Here is a 14,644-nt window from a genome sequence, read left to right on the forward strand (position 1 = left end):
CGAGTGAGGCACCCCCACCTGCCGCGGGCACGCCCGCGCGGAGTGCTCACCAATCATGCGGATGCCGCCCTTCTCGCCACAATAGGCCCCTCTGCCCGTTTCCCAATCGAATTCCAGCCCGCACTACAGCAAACCGCCGCTCCCCCGCGCGCCTTAGCTCTTTTCAAAGCCATTATAAATCGCGCTCCGCATGGGGCGCTCACGGGATCGGACAGCCTCACCGACAAGAACATCCCGACCTTCGCGCGGAGAGCTGCCGTATTCCGCGGGGATCAATACCTGCTTAACGGTACGCTATATCGACCCAGACCAGCCGGTGATCCGATGTCCGCGCATCCTCGGGACCAAGCAGTTCGGCGAGCGGATCGTCGGATCTCGGCCAGAACACACCGGAGGCGGTCACGACAAGGTCGTCGGAGGGCAGTACATAGTCCACGCGCAGATTACCGGCATTGTCCTCACCATCGGCGAAATCCGCCGTATCGAGCCGGGGATCGCCCGTGTGCTCAGCGTTTATCCCACCATCCACTTGGGCGGCTTCGGCCCCGCCTTCGCTCGTCGGCATGGGGTCCTGCACCCGTTCAGCGCCCAACAACCGGGCGCCGACCGCCCGTATTCCGTCGCCATCGTTGGGATCGAGATTAAGGTCGCCAAGGATCACGAAAGACGCGCCGTCGGCCAGGCCACCGGCTTGTCCGGCATCGTCGTAGATATAGCCGGCCCCTGCGACATAATCGATCCAGAACCGCACCTCATCGGCGTTACGTGTGCCGTTGCGGTCTTCCGGGCCGTCGAAGACGGGCGGCGTGGGGTGGCTGGCGAGCAGGTGAACAGTCGTGCCACCGGCTTCGACCGGCACGTCCCAATGGCTCTTGGACGAGAGCCGGAACTTTTCGAGCGTCTCGCTATCGTAATAATCCGCAGGCGCGGGCGTATTGGGGTCGTCGGGCAACCGGGCGCCCGGCATGTCACGCCAGAGGAATGTCTGGAATGTCCGCACCTCATCCTGGGCAATCGGCAGCTTGGACACAATCAGCATCCCGTATTGCCCGGGAAAATGGCCGAAGCCGAAGGCGTCGCCAGGGCCTACGGGTACAGAATCGCGATCGAGATCGACACCGGTGGGAATGCCGGTATTCGAAGGGGCGCTGAAAATCGCTACCGGCTCCCAGGGCTCGGCGCCGTTCTGGCTTCGGCCGAGGAAATTCTCGATGAATAACCCCGCCGCCTCGCCGGTCTCGTCATAGTCGAACTCGTTGATCAGGATCACATCCGGGTCGACTCGCTGGATGATTTCAGCCACCCGCGAGGGCTGGACGACATTCGGATTGGCAAGTTCCGCCGCCAATTGCCCCCCTTCGGCGCGATTGAGCGAGGCGTTGAAGGTCGCGATGCGTATCGAGCCATCCGCAGGAGGCTCCTGCGCGATGAGGGGCGCTGCTAAGGCAAGAAGCGTACTGGCAATCAAGACCGGCAAACGTGCCATTTCCAATGCCTCCGTGGCTGGTCGTCCGAAGAGCAGCAGGTCGCACTCATGGCGGGAGAGTGGCTTGCCATGCCGCCACGCCGCCCGTACGCTCCGCGCCACCATCACCGCCTTCCGGACGCATTCCCCATGATTCCCGTATTCGACGGTCACAACGATGTCGCCTTGCGCCTTTTTCTTCAGGATAAGGGCGATCCGGTCGAGGAGTTCCTCAACGGCACCGAGCAGGGGCACATCGATCTGCCCAGGGCAAGGGCCGGTGGACTCGTCGGCGGCCTGTTCGCACTCTATGTGCCCTCGCCCGAAAGGCTCGATCTCGCCGCACTCTCAGGCGAAACCTACGACATCCCACTGCCCGCGCCCATGGACTGTGAAGCTGCGCAAACCGTTGTCGAGACTGAGCTTGCGCTGATCAAATCCGTTGCCCAGCGCTCGGACGGCGCCGTATCGATCTGTACCAGCACGACCGATATCCGCGCCGCCCGAGACCGGGGATCGCTAGCAGTCGTCGTACATCTCGAAGGCGCCGACGCTATCGATGCCGATCTTGCCTATCTCGAAACGCTCTACGACGCCGGCCTACGGTCGCTCGGCCCGGTCTGGAGCCGCCCCACGATCTTTGGGCACGGCGTGCCCTTACGGTTTCCTGGATCGCCCGACACTGGCCCGGGGCTCACCGATGCCGGAAAGCGCCTCATCAAGGCGTGCAACCGGCTTGGCATCATGATCGACCTTTCGCACCTTAACGAACAAGGCTTCTGGGACGTCGCCTCGCTTTCTGACGCACCGCTGGTCGCAACACACTCGAACGCCCACGCGATTTCGCCCGTGCCGCGTAACCTCACCGACCGTCAACTCGATGCGATCCGCGAGAGCGACGGAATTGTCGGGCTCAATTTCGCTACCGCTTTCCTGCGTCCGGACGGCCAGATGCGCGCGGACACCGACATCGGCCTGCTGATCCGTCATCTCGACTATCTCATCGAGCGTCTGGGAGATACCCGCGTTGCCATCGGGTCGGATTTCGATGGCGCGCTCATTCCCGAGGCGATTGGATCGGCACAGAAGCTGCCGGTGCTCTTCGATCTTCTTGCGCAGCATGGCTACGACGCCGCGCTTTTTGAAAAAATCGCTTTCGAAAACTGGATGAGAATCCTCTTGAGAGCCATCGATTGAAAAGGACTTACAGGGAATATCCAGGCGAGCCCTACCACGTCGGCTATATGCTGGCCTGCACCTTATGCAGCGCCGCATAGAGCCCGTCAGCGGCCATCAGTGCGTCATGCGTGCCTTCTTCCCCGATACCGTCTTGCGTCAAGACGAGGATCCTGTCGGCATTGCGCACCGTGGATAGCCGGTGCGCAATCACAATCGTCGTCCGCCCACGTGCTAACCCGAGCAATGCCTGCTGCACGGCCCGCTCACTTTCATTGTCGAGCGCGCTGGTGGCCTCGTCGAAGATCAGGACCGCGGGGTCCTTCAAGAACGCCCGGGCGATGGTCAGGCGCTGCTTCTGCCCGCCCGAGAGCTTGACGCCACGCTGACCGATATCGGTATCGTACCCCTTCGGCAGAGCCACGATGAAATCGTGCGCATTGGCCGATTTGGCCGCCGCTACGACCTCCTCATCGGTCGCGTCGGGACGACCATAGCGCAGGTTTTCCACCACCGTACCGCTGAACAGATAGACGTCCTGCTGTACGACCCCGATACCCCGGCGCAGCGAAGCGAGCATCATGTCCCGCACGTCACAGCTATCAATCGTGAGGGTGCCCGAGCGGATATCGTAAAAGCGCGGAATGAGCGCGCACAGCGTACTCTTGCCCACGCCGGAAGGCCCCACCAGTGCCACGAATTCGCCCGGCGCGATGTCGAGCGAGAGGTTGCGCAGCACATCGGGACCTTCGTCCTCATAGCGGAAGCTGACATCCTTGAAGCTGATGGCCCCATTCATATGAGATACATCGACGGCGCCGGGCCGATCCGCAATATCGGGCGCAACCTCCAGCAACTCCATCGCCCGCACAAAGCCGGTATAACCCTCCTGCCAGAGCCGTACGAAATTTGCGAGGCGCTGGACCGGATCGACCAACACAGCGACGCACAAAAGGAACGTCAGCATGTCGGCTACCGATAGACCTGCGGTGAGGATGCGCACGGCACCGACAACGATCACCAGAACCATGACGAGCTGCGCGAAGATTTCCGCGCCGACCGAGAAGTACGCCTCGCTCTTATATCCGTCGCGCCGGCTCGCGACGAAACGGGCATTCTCCTTTTCGAATCGCCTGGTCTCGAGCGACTCGTTGGCAAACGACTGGACCACACGGATGCCCGCGAGAGCATCCTCCACCCGCTCGTTGACGCTCGCGATTTGCTCCTTGCTTTTTTGCAAGGCGCGATTCATCCGCCCATTGAAATAGAGCGCATAGGCGACCGCGAACGGCGTGAGCACAGCGATCAACGCCGTCAGCACCGGATCGATGAACGCAAGCACCAGCATTGCGCCGATGAATTTGAGTGCCGCGATCGAGAGGTCCTCCGGCCCGTGGTGGAACAGCTCGCCCAGCCACAGGGAATCGTTGGTGATCCGGCTCATGAGCTGCCCAACCCTCTGGCGGTCGTAATAGCTGAAAGAGAGCTTCTGGCAGTGCTCGAAGAGCTCTTTGCGCACCGAGCCCTCGATCTTGGCGCCCATGACATGGCCCTGATAGTCGACGAAGAAGATCGCCAGCACCTGTACGGCCAGAATGGCAAGCATGATGCCGCCCATAATGAGAATCTGCCCGATGGCGTCCGGCGTCTCCTGCAGATCGAGCAATCGCGTGGTGACGTAGTTCGCACACACCGGTAGCGCTACCGCGGTTGCGGCGACCAGAAACGCGCAGGCCAGGTCCGCCGCCAGAAGCGGCAGGTGGGGTCGATAATAGGAGAGAAATTTCCGCGCACGCGCAACGCGCCGGTTCTGCGAAGCGCAGGAAGGGCCCTTGGCCCGTCGTTTGAAAAATCTGGCTAGGAAATGTTTACCTTGCGCACCATCGCGCGTCCTCGCCAATGAAAATGGAATGTACATGAAGCTTCATGTCCTTGTTGTCGATATCTCCTTTCTGATTGGACATGGCCGCTTTCATTTCGCTCTCCCTTGGCGGGTACACAATGTTGAGCTGGTATTATGACCGGCAATCGCGCCATGGACAACCGGGGGAGAACAGACGTTCAGCAGCATGGTGTCTTCGACACACTCCGGACCGGCGTTTTTTGGCAGATCATGGGACTGACAATGCCAAAGCGCGGGAAATTGAACAGATATTGTCCGCACTCAATGTTAAACTGCGTTTTCACAACTTGTTGACGGCTACTAGCAATTAACTCAAAATTAACGTTCCAAGAAAGCTCAAAAGTGGTGATAACCAAAGTGCTTTCGCGTCATCTTGGGCATTTGACCCTGCTTGCCATCGCTCTGGTTCTGATCGTCTCCGGGGGGGGTCTGGCACGACTTGAAGCGGCGCCGTATTTCTGGGGTGCCGGGTCTGGCAATGACCGGTTCGAACGGTTGAGAACCGATGAGGTTGCACTCCCGGTATCGATCCATGGTATGCGCGTGGCAACCGATGTGTGCCTGGGTGCCCTGAGTGGATTGCGTGTGACATTGCGGAAGCCCGAGCCACTCGCACAGGCCCGGGAAAGGTGCCTTTCCCTCATGACAGATATCGTCGCGGCAATGCCGACAGACAGCTATGCTTGGTATGCCGGCGCGTTCTTATATTTCCAGGCCGGCGATATCGACGCCGCCAACCGCTGGCTCGCCATGTCCCAACGCACGGGGCCGACCGAACAATGGATCGCCGAAGTGCGTGTCGCGCTCGCGGAGGAAAATTTCGAGCGGCTCGATGACGTCACGCGTGCGCTGCACCTGTCGGACCTTGGCCTGCTCGCAGCGTCGCAGCGTGGCGTCGCCTCGATCGCCTTGCGCTATGTCAACGACGAAGCGTTCAGAGAGCGCATAACCGCTGTTGTCGAAACACTCGACCCCGCGATCCAGCAGCGTTTCGTGCAGAACGTGCGGACCGTGGCGGCGGCGCTCTAGCGGAGGATCGGAGACATGTCGGCTTCCTCCTTCAATACCATCTCGATCCGCACCATGCCCCCGGCGGCGCGCAGCAGTTCAGGCACGGCTGGACGCGGTCAGACCAGGGCCAATATAGCGCTGTCGGTCGCGCTGGCTATTTTCCTGTTCCTCGTCCCCATCCCCCTTGGCGCCAACCGGCCATTCTTCTGGGCGACGAATGCCGTCATCGTCGGCGTTATCGCCCTCGTCTATGCCGTGGCAATGATCCGCTCAGGCGAGGGTTGGCGGATTTCCGTGCGCCAGCACGCGGGCATTGTCGTTCTTTGGACCGCGTTTTTGGGAGCTCTCATCGTCCAGATCCTGCCACTCGGAGATATCTGGAACAGCACACGCTTTATCACGCAGGACGGAGCGGAGATTTCGACAGCGACGATAAGCGTCGCACCGGGGCCGACGGTGCTCATGGCGTTGCGCATGCTGACATATGGGGTCTTCTTCTTCCTCGTCCTGCAAATTGCCGCAAATCGGGCGCGTGCGACCTCGATGGTCCGCGCGGTATTCATCATCGTTTGCGCTCATGCAGCCTACGGACTTCTTGCGGTCACCCAACTCGATGATCCGTTGTTGTTTTTCGAAAAATGGGCTTATGAGGGCTCCGCGACCGGCACGTTTGTGAACCGCAATTCCTATGCGACCTTTCTTGCGTTCGGGCTGGTCATCGGGCTCGTCTCGGCATTCCGCGCGCTCTTTGCCGGCAACGGACGGCGTGGCACCAATGAAAACCTCGTCGCCGTCGCACTCTATCTGACCGGTACGGCGATCATCGCGGCCGCGCTCGTGGCGACCCGCTCGCGCATGGGTCTTGCGGCCGGAGCGATCGGCTGCGCGCTCTGCGCGTTGGTGGTCGGGCTCAAGCTTTGGTCGCACCGGAAGGATGCCTTTTTCCTTGGCATCGGAATGACCCTGGGGCTCAGCGTTGCGGCCCTTTTTCTTTTCGGGTCCGGAACTCTTGAGCGGCTCGGAAGCGCCGAGCGGGATCTCGACGTCCGCGTTGCCCTTTACGATCAGGTTATCCGGATGATCGGCGAACGGCCCTGGCTCGGCTTCGGCGGAGGCACGTTCGAAGTCGCCTACCCGCTTTTCCATGCCTTGCCGGTAAGTCCGGACCGTGTCTGGGACCGCGCCCATTCCACCTATTTGAGCCTCTGGAGCGAAATGGGCGTGGTGTTCGGTTCCCTTCCGATGATCATCCTTCTCGTCATCGGATGGCGGTGCGCGCAATTCGTGCGGCGGCGCGAACACGACTGGTGGCTGCCGTTGATGGCTCTTGGCGCGCTTGTCGTCGGCGCGGTGCATTCGACCGTCGATTTCAGCCTGGAAATGCAGGCCAACACCTTCTTCCTCCTCGCAATCCTGGGGCTTGGCGTATCGCACTACAGGCGTCAGGGGGAGGACAGGTGATGCTGCACGCGCCGGACACCTATTCCGAGCGGCACGCCATGAACGGAGCGCCAATGGACGAACCCGGTATCGACCTCCGTGGCGTTCTCGCCTTGCTGCGCCGCCAGAAGCGTCTGATCATCGGAACGTTCGTCGTCGTCCTCGGGTTGGCCATCGTTGTCGTCCTTTCGCTCACGCCACGCTACTCTTCCTCGGCGCTGCTTTTCATCGACCCGTCGAACAAGAACCTGCTCGATCCCACCGCTACGACTGCGAACGGGTCCTCGGAGAGTTCGCGCGTCGACAGCGAAGTCGAGATCATCCGCTCCCAAGGCAATCTGCTTGCCGTCATCCAGGAGCATGGTCTCGTTTCCGATCCGGAGTTCGGGGTAAAGCTGGGGTTGCGCGACCGCATACTCTCCTTCCTGCGCATTGATAATCCTGACTTGCCGGCCGGCGATATCGCGCTGCGCGACGTCGTTGAGAATTTCGAGGACGCGTTGAGCGTACGGCGGCGCGGGATCACCTATCTCGTCGACGTCACCGTCGAGTCCGAGGATCCGGATCGCGCGGCCGAATTGGCCAACGCGCTGGCGGAGGCCTACATCACCCAGCAAGTGCGCACCAAGATCGAGTCTGTCTCGGCATCCCAGGCGGTGCTCGAAGCCCGTCTGGCCGAAGCGAGCAATGCCATCGTCCGGGCGGAAGAAGCGTTCGACGCCTTCGTTTCGCAAAATCTGGAGCGGCTCGCGGCGGAGGCCGGCAGTAGCGTCGAAAGCCTGCGCGCCGAACTCCTTTCGGTTTCGGCTGAACGCGAAGCAACCACGGTCCTGCTGCGCAACGTCAACCGCCATATGGACGCGGGCAACCTGCAAGCGACCGTTACCGCTCTTGAGAACGAGGCCCTTGCGGCGCTCGATGCGCAACGCCAGCAATTGTCTGCACTGCTCGCGGACGCAGACGCCGCTTCGCCGGCTGCAATCGATCTTCGTAATGAACTCGCCGCAATCGAGGCCGAGCTTGAACAAGGAGTAAGAACACAAATCGATACGCTTTCGAGTACCGCCGCAGAACTCGAAAGCTCCGAAAGCCGGTTGCGGGAAGAAATCCGCTCGGACCTGCTCGCAAGCGATTTGCCGATCGATATGCTCACGCGCCTCTACGAGCTTCAGCAGGCTGCCCAGCTTGCGCGGTCGCAATATCAAACGCTTTTGTCGCGGAGTTTCGAACTCGGCGTGCAGACGGATCTGCAGATCGCAGACAGCCGGATCATCTCCCGTGCACTGCCCGCGCGTACGCCGAGTTTTCCCAATACGAACCTGATGCTCGCGCTGGCGGCTCTTGGCGGACTGGGGCTCGGGGTCGGGCTGGGCTTCCTCTATGAGAACTACATCGGCGGGCTGACGTCAAAGGTCCAGGCCGAGGCGATCCTTCGGCTTCCGGTTCTTGCGGAAATACCGCGCCAAAAACAGCTCCCCGGGACCGATATGAAATCCGTTTCCGATGTCGTCGTTGCCGCGCCCCTGTCGCATTATTCCGAGGCGATCCGGAGGCTCCGCGCGGGCATCGACCGGCATTTGAGCGCCCGGAGCCGCGCCGCCAATCCGTCTCTCCAAGGCGCCCGGCAAGGTGCGGTCGTCATGGTCAGCTCCCCTCTTCCCGCCGAAGGAAAGACGACTGTCGCGTTGTCGCTCGCAAGGACATACGCGCTGTCGGGCAAAAAGACGATCATCATCGACTGTGATCTGAGAAAACCCGCCATACACCGGCAACTTGATATGGCGCCCGCGCACGGCCTGCGGGAATATCTCTCGGGAACCGTCGACCAGAATACGCTCGCCGGTGCCGTTTTCGAGGATGCGAAAACCGGCCTTAGCGTACTCACAGGCGCGCGATATCTCGAAGCGCCTGCGGACCAGCTCTTTCAGGGCAGAGCCTTTGAAGAGCTGATCAAGGCAGCGGCAGCAAGCTTCGATGTCATCGTCCTCGATGCCCCTCCCATCCTGCCGGTGGTCGATAGCGCTCACTTAGCGCAATATGCCGACCATCTCGTTCTCGTCGTCAAATGGGCCAGCACCGGTCAGACCGATGTACGGAACGCGGTCGACGTGCTTCGTGAATCCTGTAGACGCGACGCGGAAATGGCGGTCGTTCTGAACCAACAAGAACGCGGCCAATCGAGCTATGGCAGCCGCTATGCGAGTTACTACCAGGAACTCTGAAGGCCCGAGAGCCCAACCGAAAACTCGAACGGGCTCCGAGACGGGCTCGTAATTATCGCAGCTTCGTGAACGAAACAGCATACATTACGTACGTATAAACATTGACTAATTCATCATTTTTTCTTAGTTTAATTTATGCTTACCTTTTGGGGACGTGGACAAATGGGTATTCAGTCAAAATTCCTGGCCCTGTCCGTTGCAGCTTTAATCGGCTCTACTACAGCAGCGCAGGCGCAAGTTACTGCCATGCCTGATCTTTCCGGAATTGATGCGGGATGCTTGTCCGAGGCCGCGACGGTCGGGCTGTGCGAGGGAGCAACCGAGACCTACGCTTCTGCCGTCGTTGGTGCGCTACCGACTGACGAAGCGGATGGTGAGTTGGTGGATGCTGCGGTTTTCATCGCCCTGAGAGTGCTTGAAAGCGTGTGCAATCCGCCTAACCCTATCGAGGTTGCGGCACTCACCATTCTCGCGGACTCTATCAGCGATCCGGTATTGGCTCAGCAGGTTCTCGACCTTATCGATGCGGTCGCCACCTGTAACGAAATTCCGGTCGCGGCAATCGGCGTGCCGACCTTCGCGAGCGCGAACTAGGATCTCAGCGCCAAGTCGGCTTTGGCAAAGTAGCATCAACGCGCGGCCGCCCAAGAGGGTGGCCGCACCACTATCGGCCCTCCGAAATTAATCACATATTCGACATACGCTTCTTGGCGCTCAACTGCGTGTCTAGAATGTCATCGGTGGACCTAAAAAATTAGGCGCTCCTGGCATGCTAGAGAAAGTCCTCATGCGACCGTCCGTAATTACGATGGCCCGGTCGCGTGGGTCCATTTCCGTTCTCGATCAGGCTGTCATTAGTGGAACGAATTTCGTAACTACGGTCTTCATTGGCCGTTTGATGGGTGCAAGCGACCTCGGCATCTATATCCTCATCTTCACTGTTCTGACGTTTCTGATCGGCACCGCGGAATCTCTGATCGCCGCCCCGATGACGTCGCTGATCCACAAATATTCCGAGGCGCGCAAGCCGGAATATCTGGGCAATGTCTTCATACATCACGGCATCCTCGTCACGATTGTCACCATTTCGATTGTCGCCGCGAGCGCATACGCATATTTCAACGCCCCTGCACTCGCATTGCCGCTGGCTGCCGCTGCGCTCTGGATACCGGCGGTTCTGACCCGTGAGCTTGCACGGCGCTATTGGATGGCGACATTCAGGCCCGCATTCGCCTTGGGGCTTGATCTGGCGATCGCAGTGCTGCATGTGGCGTGGCTCGGGCTGCTTGCCGTGACCAGGTTCACATCCCTCGCCGCGATCCTTATCGGCGCGTTCGTCGCTCAGATTGTCGGGATCTGGGTTTGGTGGCGACGTGCGGGACCGGCATTGCGCCCGGCATTACCAGCATGGCGGGAGCACCTGAAAGTCCACCTTCGGCTTGGCTCGAGCAATTTGCTGGCGTTGGGCACGTTCATCGCGCAGCTCTATGCCGCGCCCTGGCTGCTCGCGCTATTGGCCACGCCGTCGCATATCGGCCAGTTTGCAGCGTGCCATACGCTTGTCATGCTCACAAACCCGCTTACACAGGGTCTGGCTAATGCCGTCATGCCGCAGGCTGCACTCCTTTCGAGCGAAGGGAACACAAGCGCACTTCGGCACTATACAGCGACGACGGCGCTCCGTTTGTCCCTCGTCGTTCTCCCGCTCGCCGTGCCATTGGCGCTTTTCGGCGGGCCTTTGCTAGCTCTGCTTTATGGAGAAGCGTTTGGCGGCCTCCAGGCCATCATCACGATCCTGGCTCTTGCCGCTGTGATCCGGTCGGCTGCGATGGCAGCTTACGTCTCGGTTTGGGCGGTCCATCGATCCGCATGGAACGCCCTGGCCAACGTGGCCGGATTGCTCATGACCGCCGTTGTGACCTTCATGCTCTTCGACGGGCTCGGACTGCTCGGCGCCGCAATCGCATTACTGGCCGGCGACCTCCTCGCAGCCCTCATCAGAACGGTTGCCTTCTGGCACGTCACAAGGGGTTGAGGCGGCATGCAGAGAGCCAAGCCAACCTGGACAGAAAGACCGCCCCGCTCCGCCGCGACGGGCGTCTTCGGCTGGTTCTTGTTCCTTTGGATGATCGCGACCTTCGGATCGTTCCGCACGCGCGATGTGGACGCTCTTGTCGGCCATAACGCAATCGACGCACAAGTCGCGTTCCAGATCGGATCATGGCTGATCTTCGGAGCCATTGCCGCGCTGCTCGCCATTCGCAGAAGGACGGCCTGGTGGCTTTTCGATGGCGGGCCCGCCTTTTGGTACGCTGGCTTCATGGTTTTCGCCGGTGTGAGCGTCGTCTATTCGATTTCCCCGGCCTTCAGCGCCTTTTATGTGTTCCAGATCGCCGTCTTCATCGTGCTGCTTGCCTCCGTCGGATTGTCGGCAAAACGGCTGCTTTACTGGATATCCGCCTACGCCGCGCTCAACTGGCTCCTTGTCGCTTTTGGCGAGGCCGGACTGACGTTCGGCATGGATTGGATCGTGGGCGCCGAGGAGATGTACATCCGGTACGGCGGCTCTCCGGGTGAAATCTGGCGACTCTCGACGGCCATCGGACACCCCAGCCAGCTTTCCGTGGTCGCTGCCATGGGCGCGGTTGCGGCATTCGCCAACGACCGGAACGACCGGACGCCAGGCCATTGGCTGCTGTTCGTGTTTCTGCTCGTGACCGTCCTCGCCACGGTCAGCCGGACGGCGATTGCGGGTATGGGCCTCGGGCTCGTGATCGTCATGATCCTCAAGGGGCGAACCCACCTCATGCTCCTGGCAGGCGGTGCCCTGGCGCTATCGGTGATCCTCATGCCCGCCGCCGTCGATGAAGCTGTGGACTATTTTCTGCGCGGCCAGTCGGTCGATACCTTCACGTCGCTCACCGGACGCGCCTCGATCTATGAACTCGCTCTGGAACGTGCGCAGGCGAGCTGGTGGGGGGAAGGGTTCCGTTCGCTGCGCGCCGATCCGCTTATGGGGCGTTACTGGGGAGAGGGCGTCGTCCATGCCCACAACCTTGTTCTGCAAGCGATGATCGAGACGGGCATTCCGGGCGCGATCATGGCGACGCTGTGCCTTCTCTCGCTCCTTTACTGGTCGCTGCGGCTCGCACTCCCAAGCAAGGCCCTGCGTATGCACGCCCGTGTCGCGCCGATCGGGATATGCGGCCCGATCCTCGCGTTCTCCGCGCTGGACTCGGGTTTTGTCGTTAATCTCGGCCCGTTCGTTGCGGCCTTCATCGCCCAGTTGTTGGTGGTCCGCAAGCAGGTCCGCGAAGCGCGGCTGCTCGGACAGTCACACGTTCAGGATGGTCAGGATGTCCAGGGTTACCGTTCTTCTGCCGGTCTATAACGGCCTGCCCTATCTCAGGGACGCCGTTACGTGTCTTCTGGACCAAACACTCGAGGATATCGAAATCCTCGCGCTCGACGACGGATCCACGGACGGTTCGCTCGCCTATCTCAACGCGATACAGGATCCACGCTTAAGGGTTGCGCCCTCGGGCAAGAACCTGGGATTGGGCGCCACCCTGCAGCGCGGCCTGGACCTGTGCAAAACACCTTTATTCGCCCGCATGGACGCTGACGATCTATGCCATCGGGATCGGTTGCGGCTTCAATACGAATTCCTGGCCGGTAGTCCCGGCATTGCCATGGTGGGATGCCAGTTCCACTATTTCGGGCAGTCGGGCCGAAAAGCGATTTCGCCCCGGCTCCCGCTGGCGCATCCCGATATCCGGACAGGACTGCAAAACGGCCAGTTGTCGATCATCCACGGCGCGATCATGGCGCGAACCGAAACGATGCGGGCCGCTGGCGGTTATCGGGTACGCGGCATGGGCGAGGACTGGGACATGTTCCTAAGGTTCAGCGAGATCGGCCGCATGGCGAATCTCGATCAGGACCTCTACGGCTACCGCTATCATGCGGGCAACGTTTCGCTAAAGCACCTCGAACAACAAGAGATCGGCATCGCCTACGCGCGGGACTGCGCACACCGCCGGCAGGTGGGCGAAAGCGAAGTCAGCTACGCGGCGTTTCTCGACATGATCCGGACCCGGCCGATTTGGAAACGTCTTGCCGACAAGTTCGATGTCATGGCCCTGCGGCAATACAGAATAGCTATTGCAGAGCTTGCCGAGGGCCGCAGGATTTCAGGACATCTGAACCTGTTGGCGGGGGCCGCGTTGTCGCCGGGACGCGCCGTATCCCGGCTCGTGCGCGACCGCTCGCGCGCCCGCGGCGATGCGATAGACGGGGAGAAGGAAACCAGATGAAGATCGCCATGATCGGGTTGCGCGGACTGCCCGCGAACTATAGCGGCATCGAGCTGGCCGTCGAGGAGATCGGGACGCGGCTGGCCAAGGCCGGTCACGACGTCACGATCTACTGCATGGGGCGCCGTCCTGCGGAAACCTACAAGGGCATGCGATTGGTCTACATCCCGACCGTTCGCGGCAAGAACACCGAGATGGTGATCTATTCGATGCTCGCCAGCCTGCATGCGCTCTGGCGGCGGTACGACGTCGTCCACCTCCACGCACTTGGCCCGGGCGTCATGTCCGCACTTTTCAGACTGTTCCGGCGGCCGGTCGTCGTAACGTGCCACGGGCTCGACTATCTGCGCGAAAAATGGGGATTTCTGGCGCGCAGCTACATCAGGTTCGGCGAGAAGATGTCGGTGCGCTACGCCAATTCCGTTATCTGCGTATCCCAATCCATGCGATCGGATCTGGAAAAGCGCTATCGGAAATCTCTCGATTACATTCCCAACGGCGCGACGGTGAACGACGCTCCGGGCGACGATCATCTGCGAGAGGCGCTCGGGCTGGCGCCCAAAGGCTATTTCATTTTCGTCGGCAGGCTGGTGGAATGCAAACGCGTCGATGTCTTGGTCAAAGCCTTCCGTCAGCTCGAAACCGACATGAAGCTGGTCATAGTCGGCGGCGGGAGTGACGAGGCGACGGCAAGACTCTCCGGCTTGGCAGCCGGTGACGACAGGATCGTTTTCACCGGACCGGTTTATGGCGATGCCCTCAACGACCTTTTCGGAAATGCGGCCTTTTTCGTCTTGCCTTCGGTTCTCGAAGGCCTGCCGGTCGCCCTGATCGAAGCCCTTGGCCACAACCTGCCGGTCATCGTCAGTGACCTGCCCGAAAATCTCGAGGTCATCGCGGATGATACCGGGCACTATCGCGGCTTGATCTGCGAACGGGACAGCGTAACCAGCCTGCGCGATACGCTGGCGACGGCGATCCTTCACCGCGTGTCGCTGACCGAGCAGTATGCCGACAATGGAGATTTCGTCATAGGGAAGTACGGCTGGGACAGCATAGCCAGCCAGACGGCCAAGTGCTACGCGCGCGCAGCGCGGAAATGAATGGAAGG

The 14,644-nt window shown here is 60.8% G+C and carries 11 protein-coding genes; 9 read left to right on the forward strand and 2 right to left on the reverse strand.

The window, feature by feature from the left end:
- Positions 1-283: 283 nt before the first annotated feature.
- A complete protein-coding gene (locus tag LG281_RS09265; RefSeq protein ID WP_404406564.1) occupies positions 284-1,486 on the reverse strand; it encodes an endonuclease/exonuclease/phosphatase family protein in 1,203 nt (400 codons plus the stop codon).
- A 129-nt stretch (positions 1,487-1,615) separates the two neighbouring features.
- On the opposite strand from LG281_RS09265, the gene LG281_RS09270 reads away from it, so the two are divergent.
- Positions 1,616-2,662, forward strand: a complete 1,047-nt coding sequence (locus tag LG281_RS09270; RefSeq protein ID WP_404406566.1) for a dipeptidase — start codon at positions 1,616-1,618, stop codon at positions 2,660-2,662.
- A gap of 43 nt (positions 2,663-2,705) precedes the next feature.
- Here the strand turns inward: LG281_RS09270 and LG281_RS09275 are convergent, their stop codons facing one another.
- Positions 2,706-4,400: an ABC transporter ATP-binding protein gene (locus LG281_RS09275; protein WP_404406689.1), complete on the reverse strand. Its 1,695-nt coding sequence runs from the start codon at positions 4,398-4,400 to the stop codon at positions 2,706-2,708.
- Between the two features lie 486 nt (positions 4,401-4,886).
- Here LG281_RS09275 and LG281_RS09280 point away from each other — a divergent pair, with 486 nt between their 5' ends.
- From LG281_RS09280 to LG281_RS09315, 8 genes are all read left to right on the forward strand, one after another.
- Positions 4,887-5,573: a hypothetical protein gene (locus LG281_RS09280; RefSeq protein ID WP_404406568.1), complete on the forward strand. Its 687-nt coding sequence runs from the start codon at positions 4,887-4,889 to the stop codon at positions 5,571-5,573.
- Between the two features lie 15 nt (positions 5,574-5,588).
- Positions 5,589-7,016, forward strand: a complete 1,428-nt coding sequence (locus LG281_RS09285; RefSeq protein ID WP_404406570.1) for an O-antigen ligase family protein — start codon at positions 5,589-5,591, stop codon at positions 7,014-7,016.
- Positions 7,016-9,217 (forward strand): GumC family protein, encoded by a 2,202-nt coding sequence (locus tag LG281_RS09290; protein ID WP_404399957.1) that lies wholly within the window; start codon positions 7,016-7,018, stop codon positions 9,215-9,217. Before LG281_RS09285 ends, LG281_RS09290 begins: the two co-directional genes overlap by 1 nt.
- A 246-nt stretch (positions 9,218-9,463) precedes the next feature.
- Entirely contained in the window at positions 9,464-9,811 is a 348-nt protein-coding gene (locus tag LG281_RS09295) for a hypothetical protein (protein WP_404399959.1), read from the forward strand.
- 193 nt (positions 9,812-10,004) lie between these two features.
- The gene (locus tag LG281_RS09300) at positions 10,005-11,252 is read left to right on the forward strand and encodes a lipopolysaccharide biosynthesis protein (protein WP_404399961.1); all 1,248 of its coding nucleotides are present in this window, start codon (positions 10,005-10,007) and stop codon (positions 11,250-11,252) included.
- 6 nt (positions 11,253-11,258) lie between these two features.
- The gene (locus tag LG281_RS09305) at positions 11,259-12,608 is read left to right on the forward strand and encodes an O-antigen ligase family protein (RefSeq protein WP_404399963.1); all 1,350 of its coding nucleotides are present in this window, start codon (positions 11,259-11,261) and stop codon (positions 12,606-12,608) included.
- Positions 12,574-13,533 (forward strand): glycosyltransferase, encoded by a 960-nt coding sequence (locus LG281_RS09310; protein WP_404399965.1) that lies wholly within the window; start codon positions 12,574-12,576, stop codon positions 13,531-13,533. Before LG281_RS09305 ends, LG281_RS09310 begins: the two co-directional genes overlap by 35 nt.
- Positions 13,530-14,636 (forward strand): glycosyltransferase family 4 protein, encoded by a 1,107-nt coding sequence (locus tag LG281_RS09315; protein ID WP_404399967.1) that lies wholly within the window; start codon positions 13,530-13,532, stop codon positions 14,634-14,636. Before LG281_RS09310 ends, LG281_RS09315 begins: the two co-directional genes overlap by 4 nt.
- Positions 14,637-14,644: the final 8 nt, after the last annotated feature.

Origin of the sequence: Pelagibacterium halotolerans (assembly GCF_044811015.1) — a bacterium.
GTDB lineage: Bacteria > Pseudomonadota > Alphaproteobacteria > Rhizobiales > Devosiaceae > Pelagibacterium > Pelagibacterium halotolerans_A.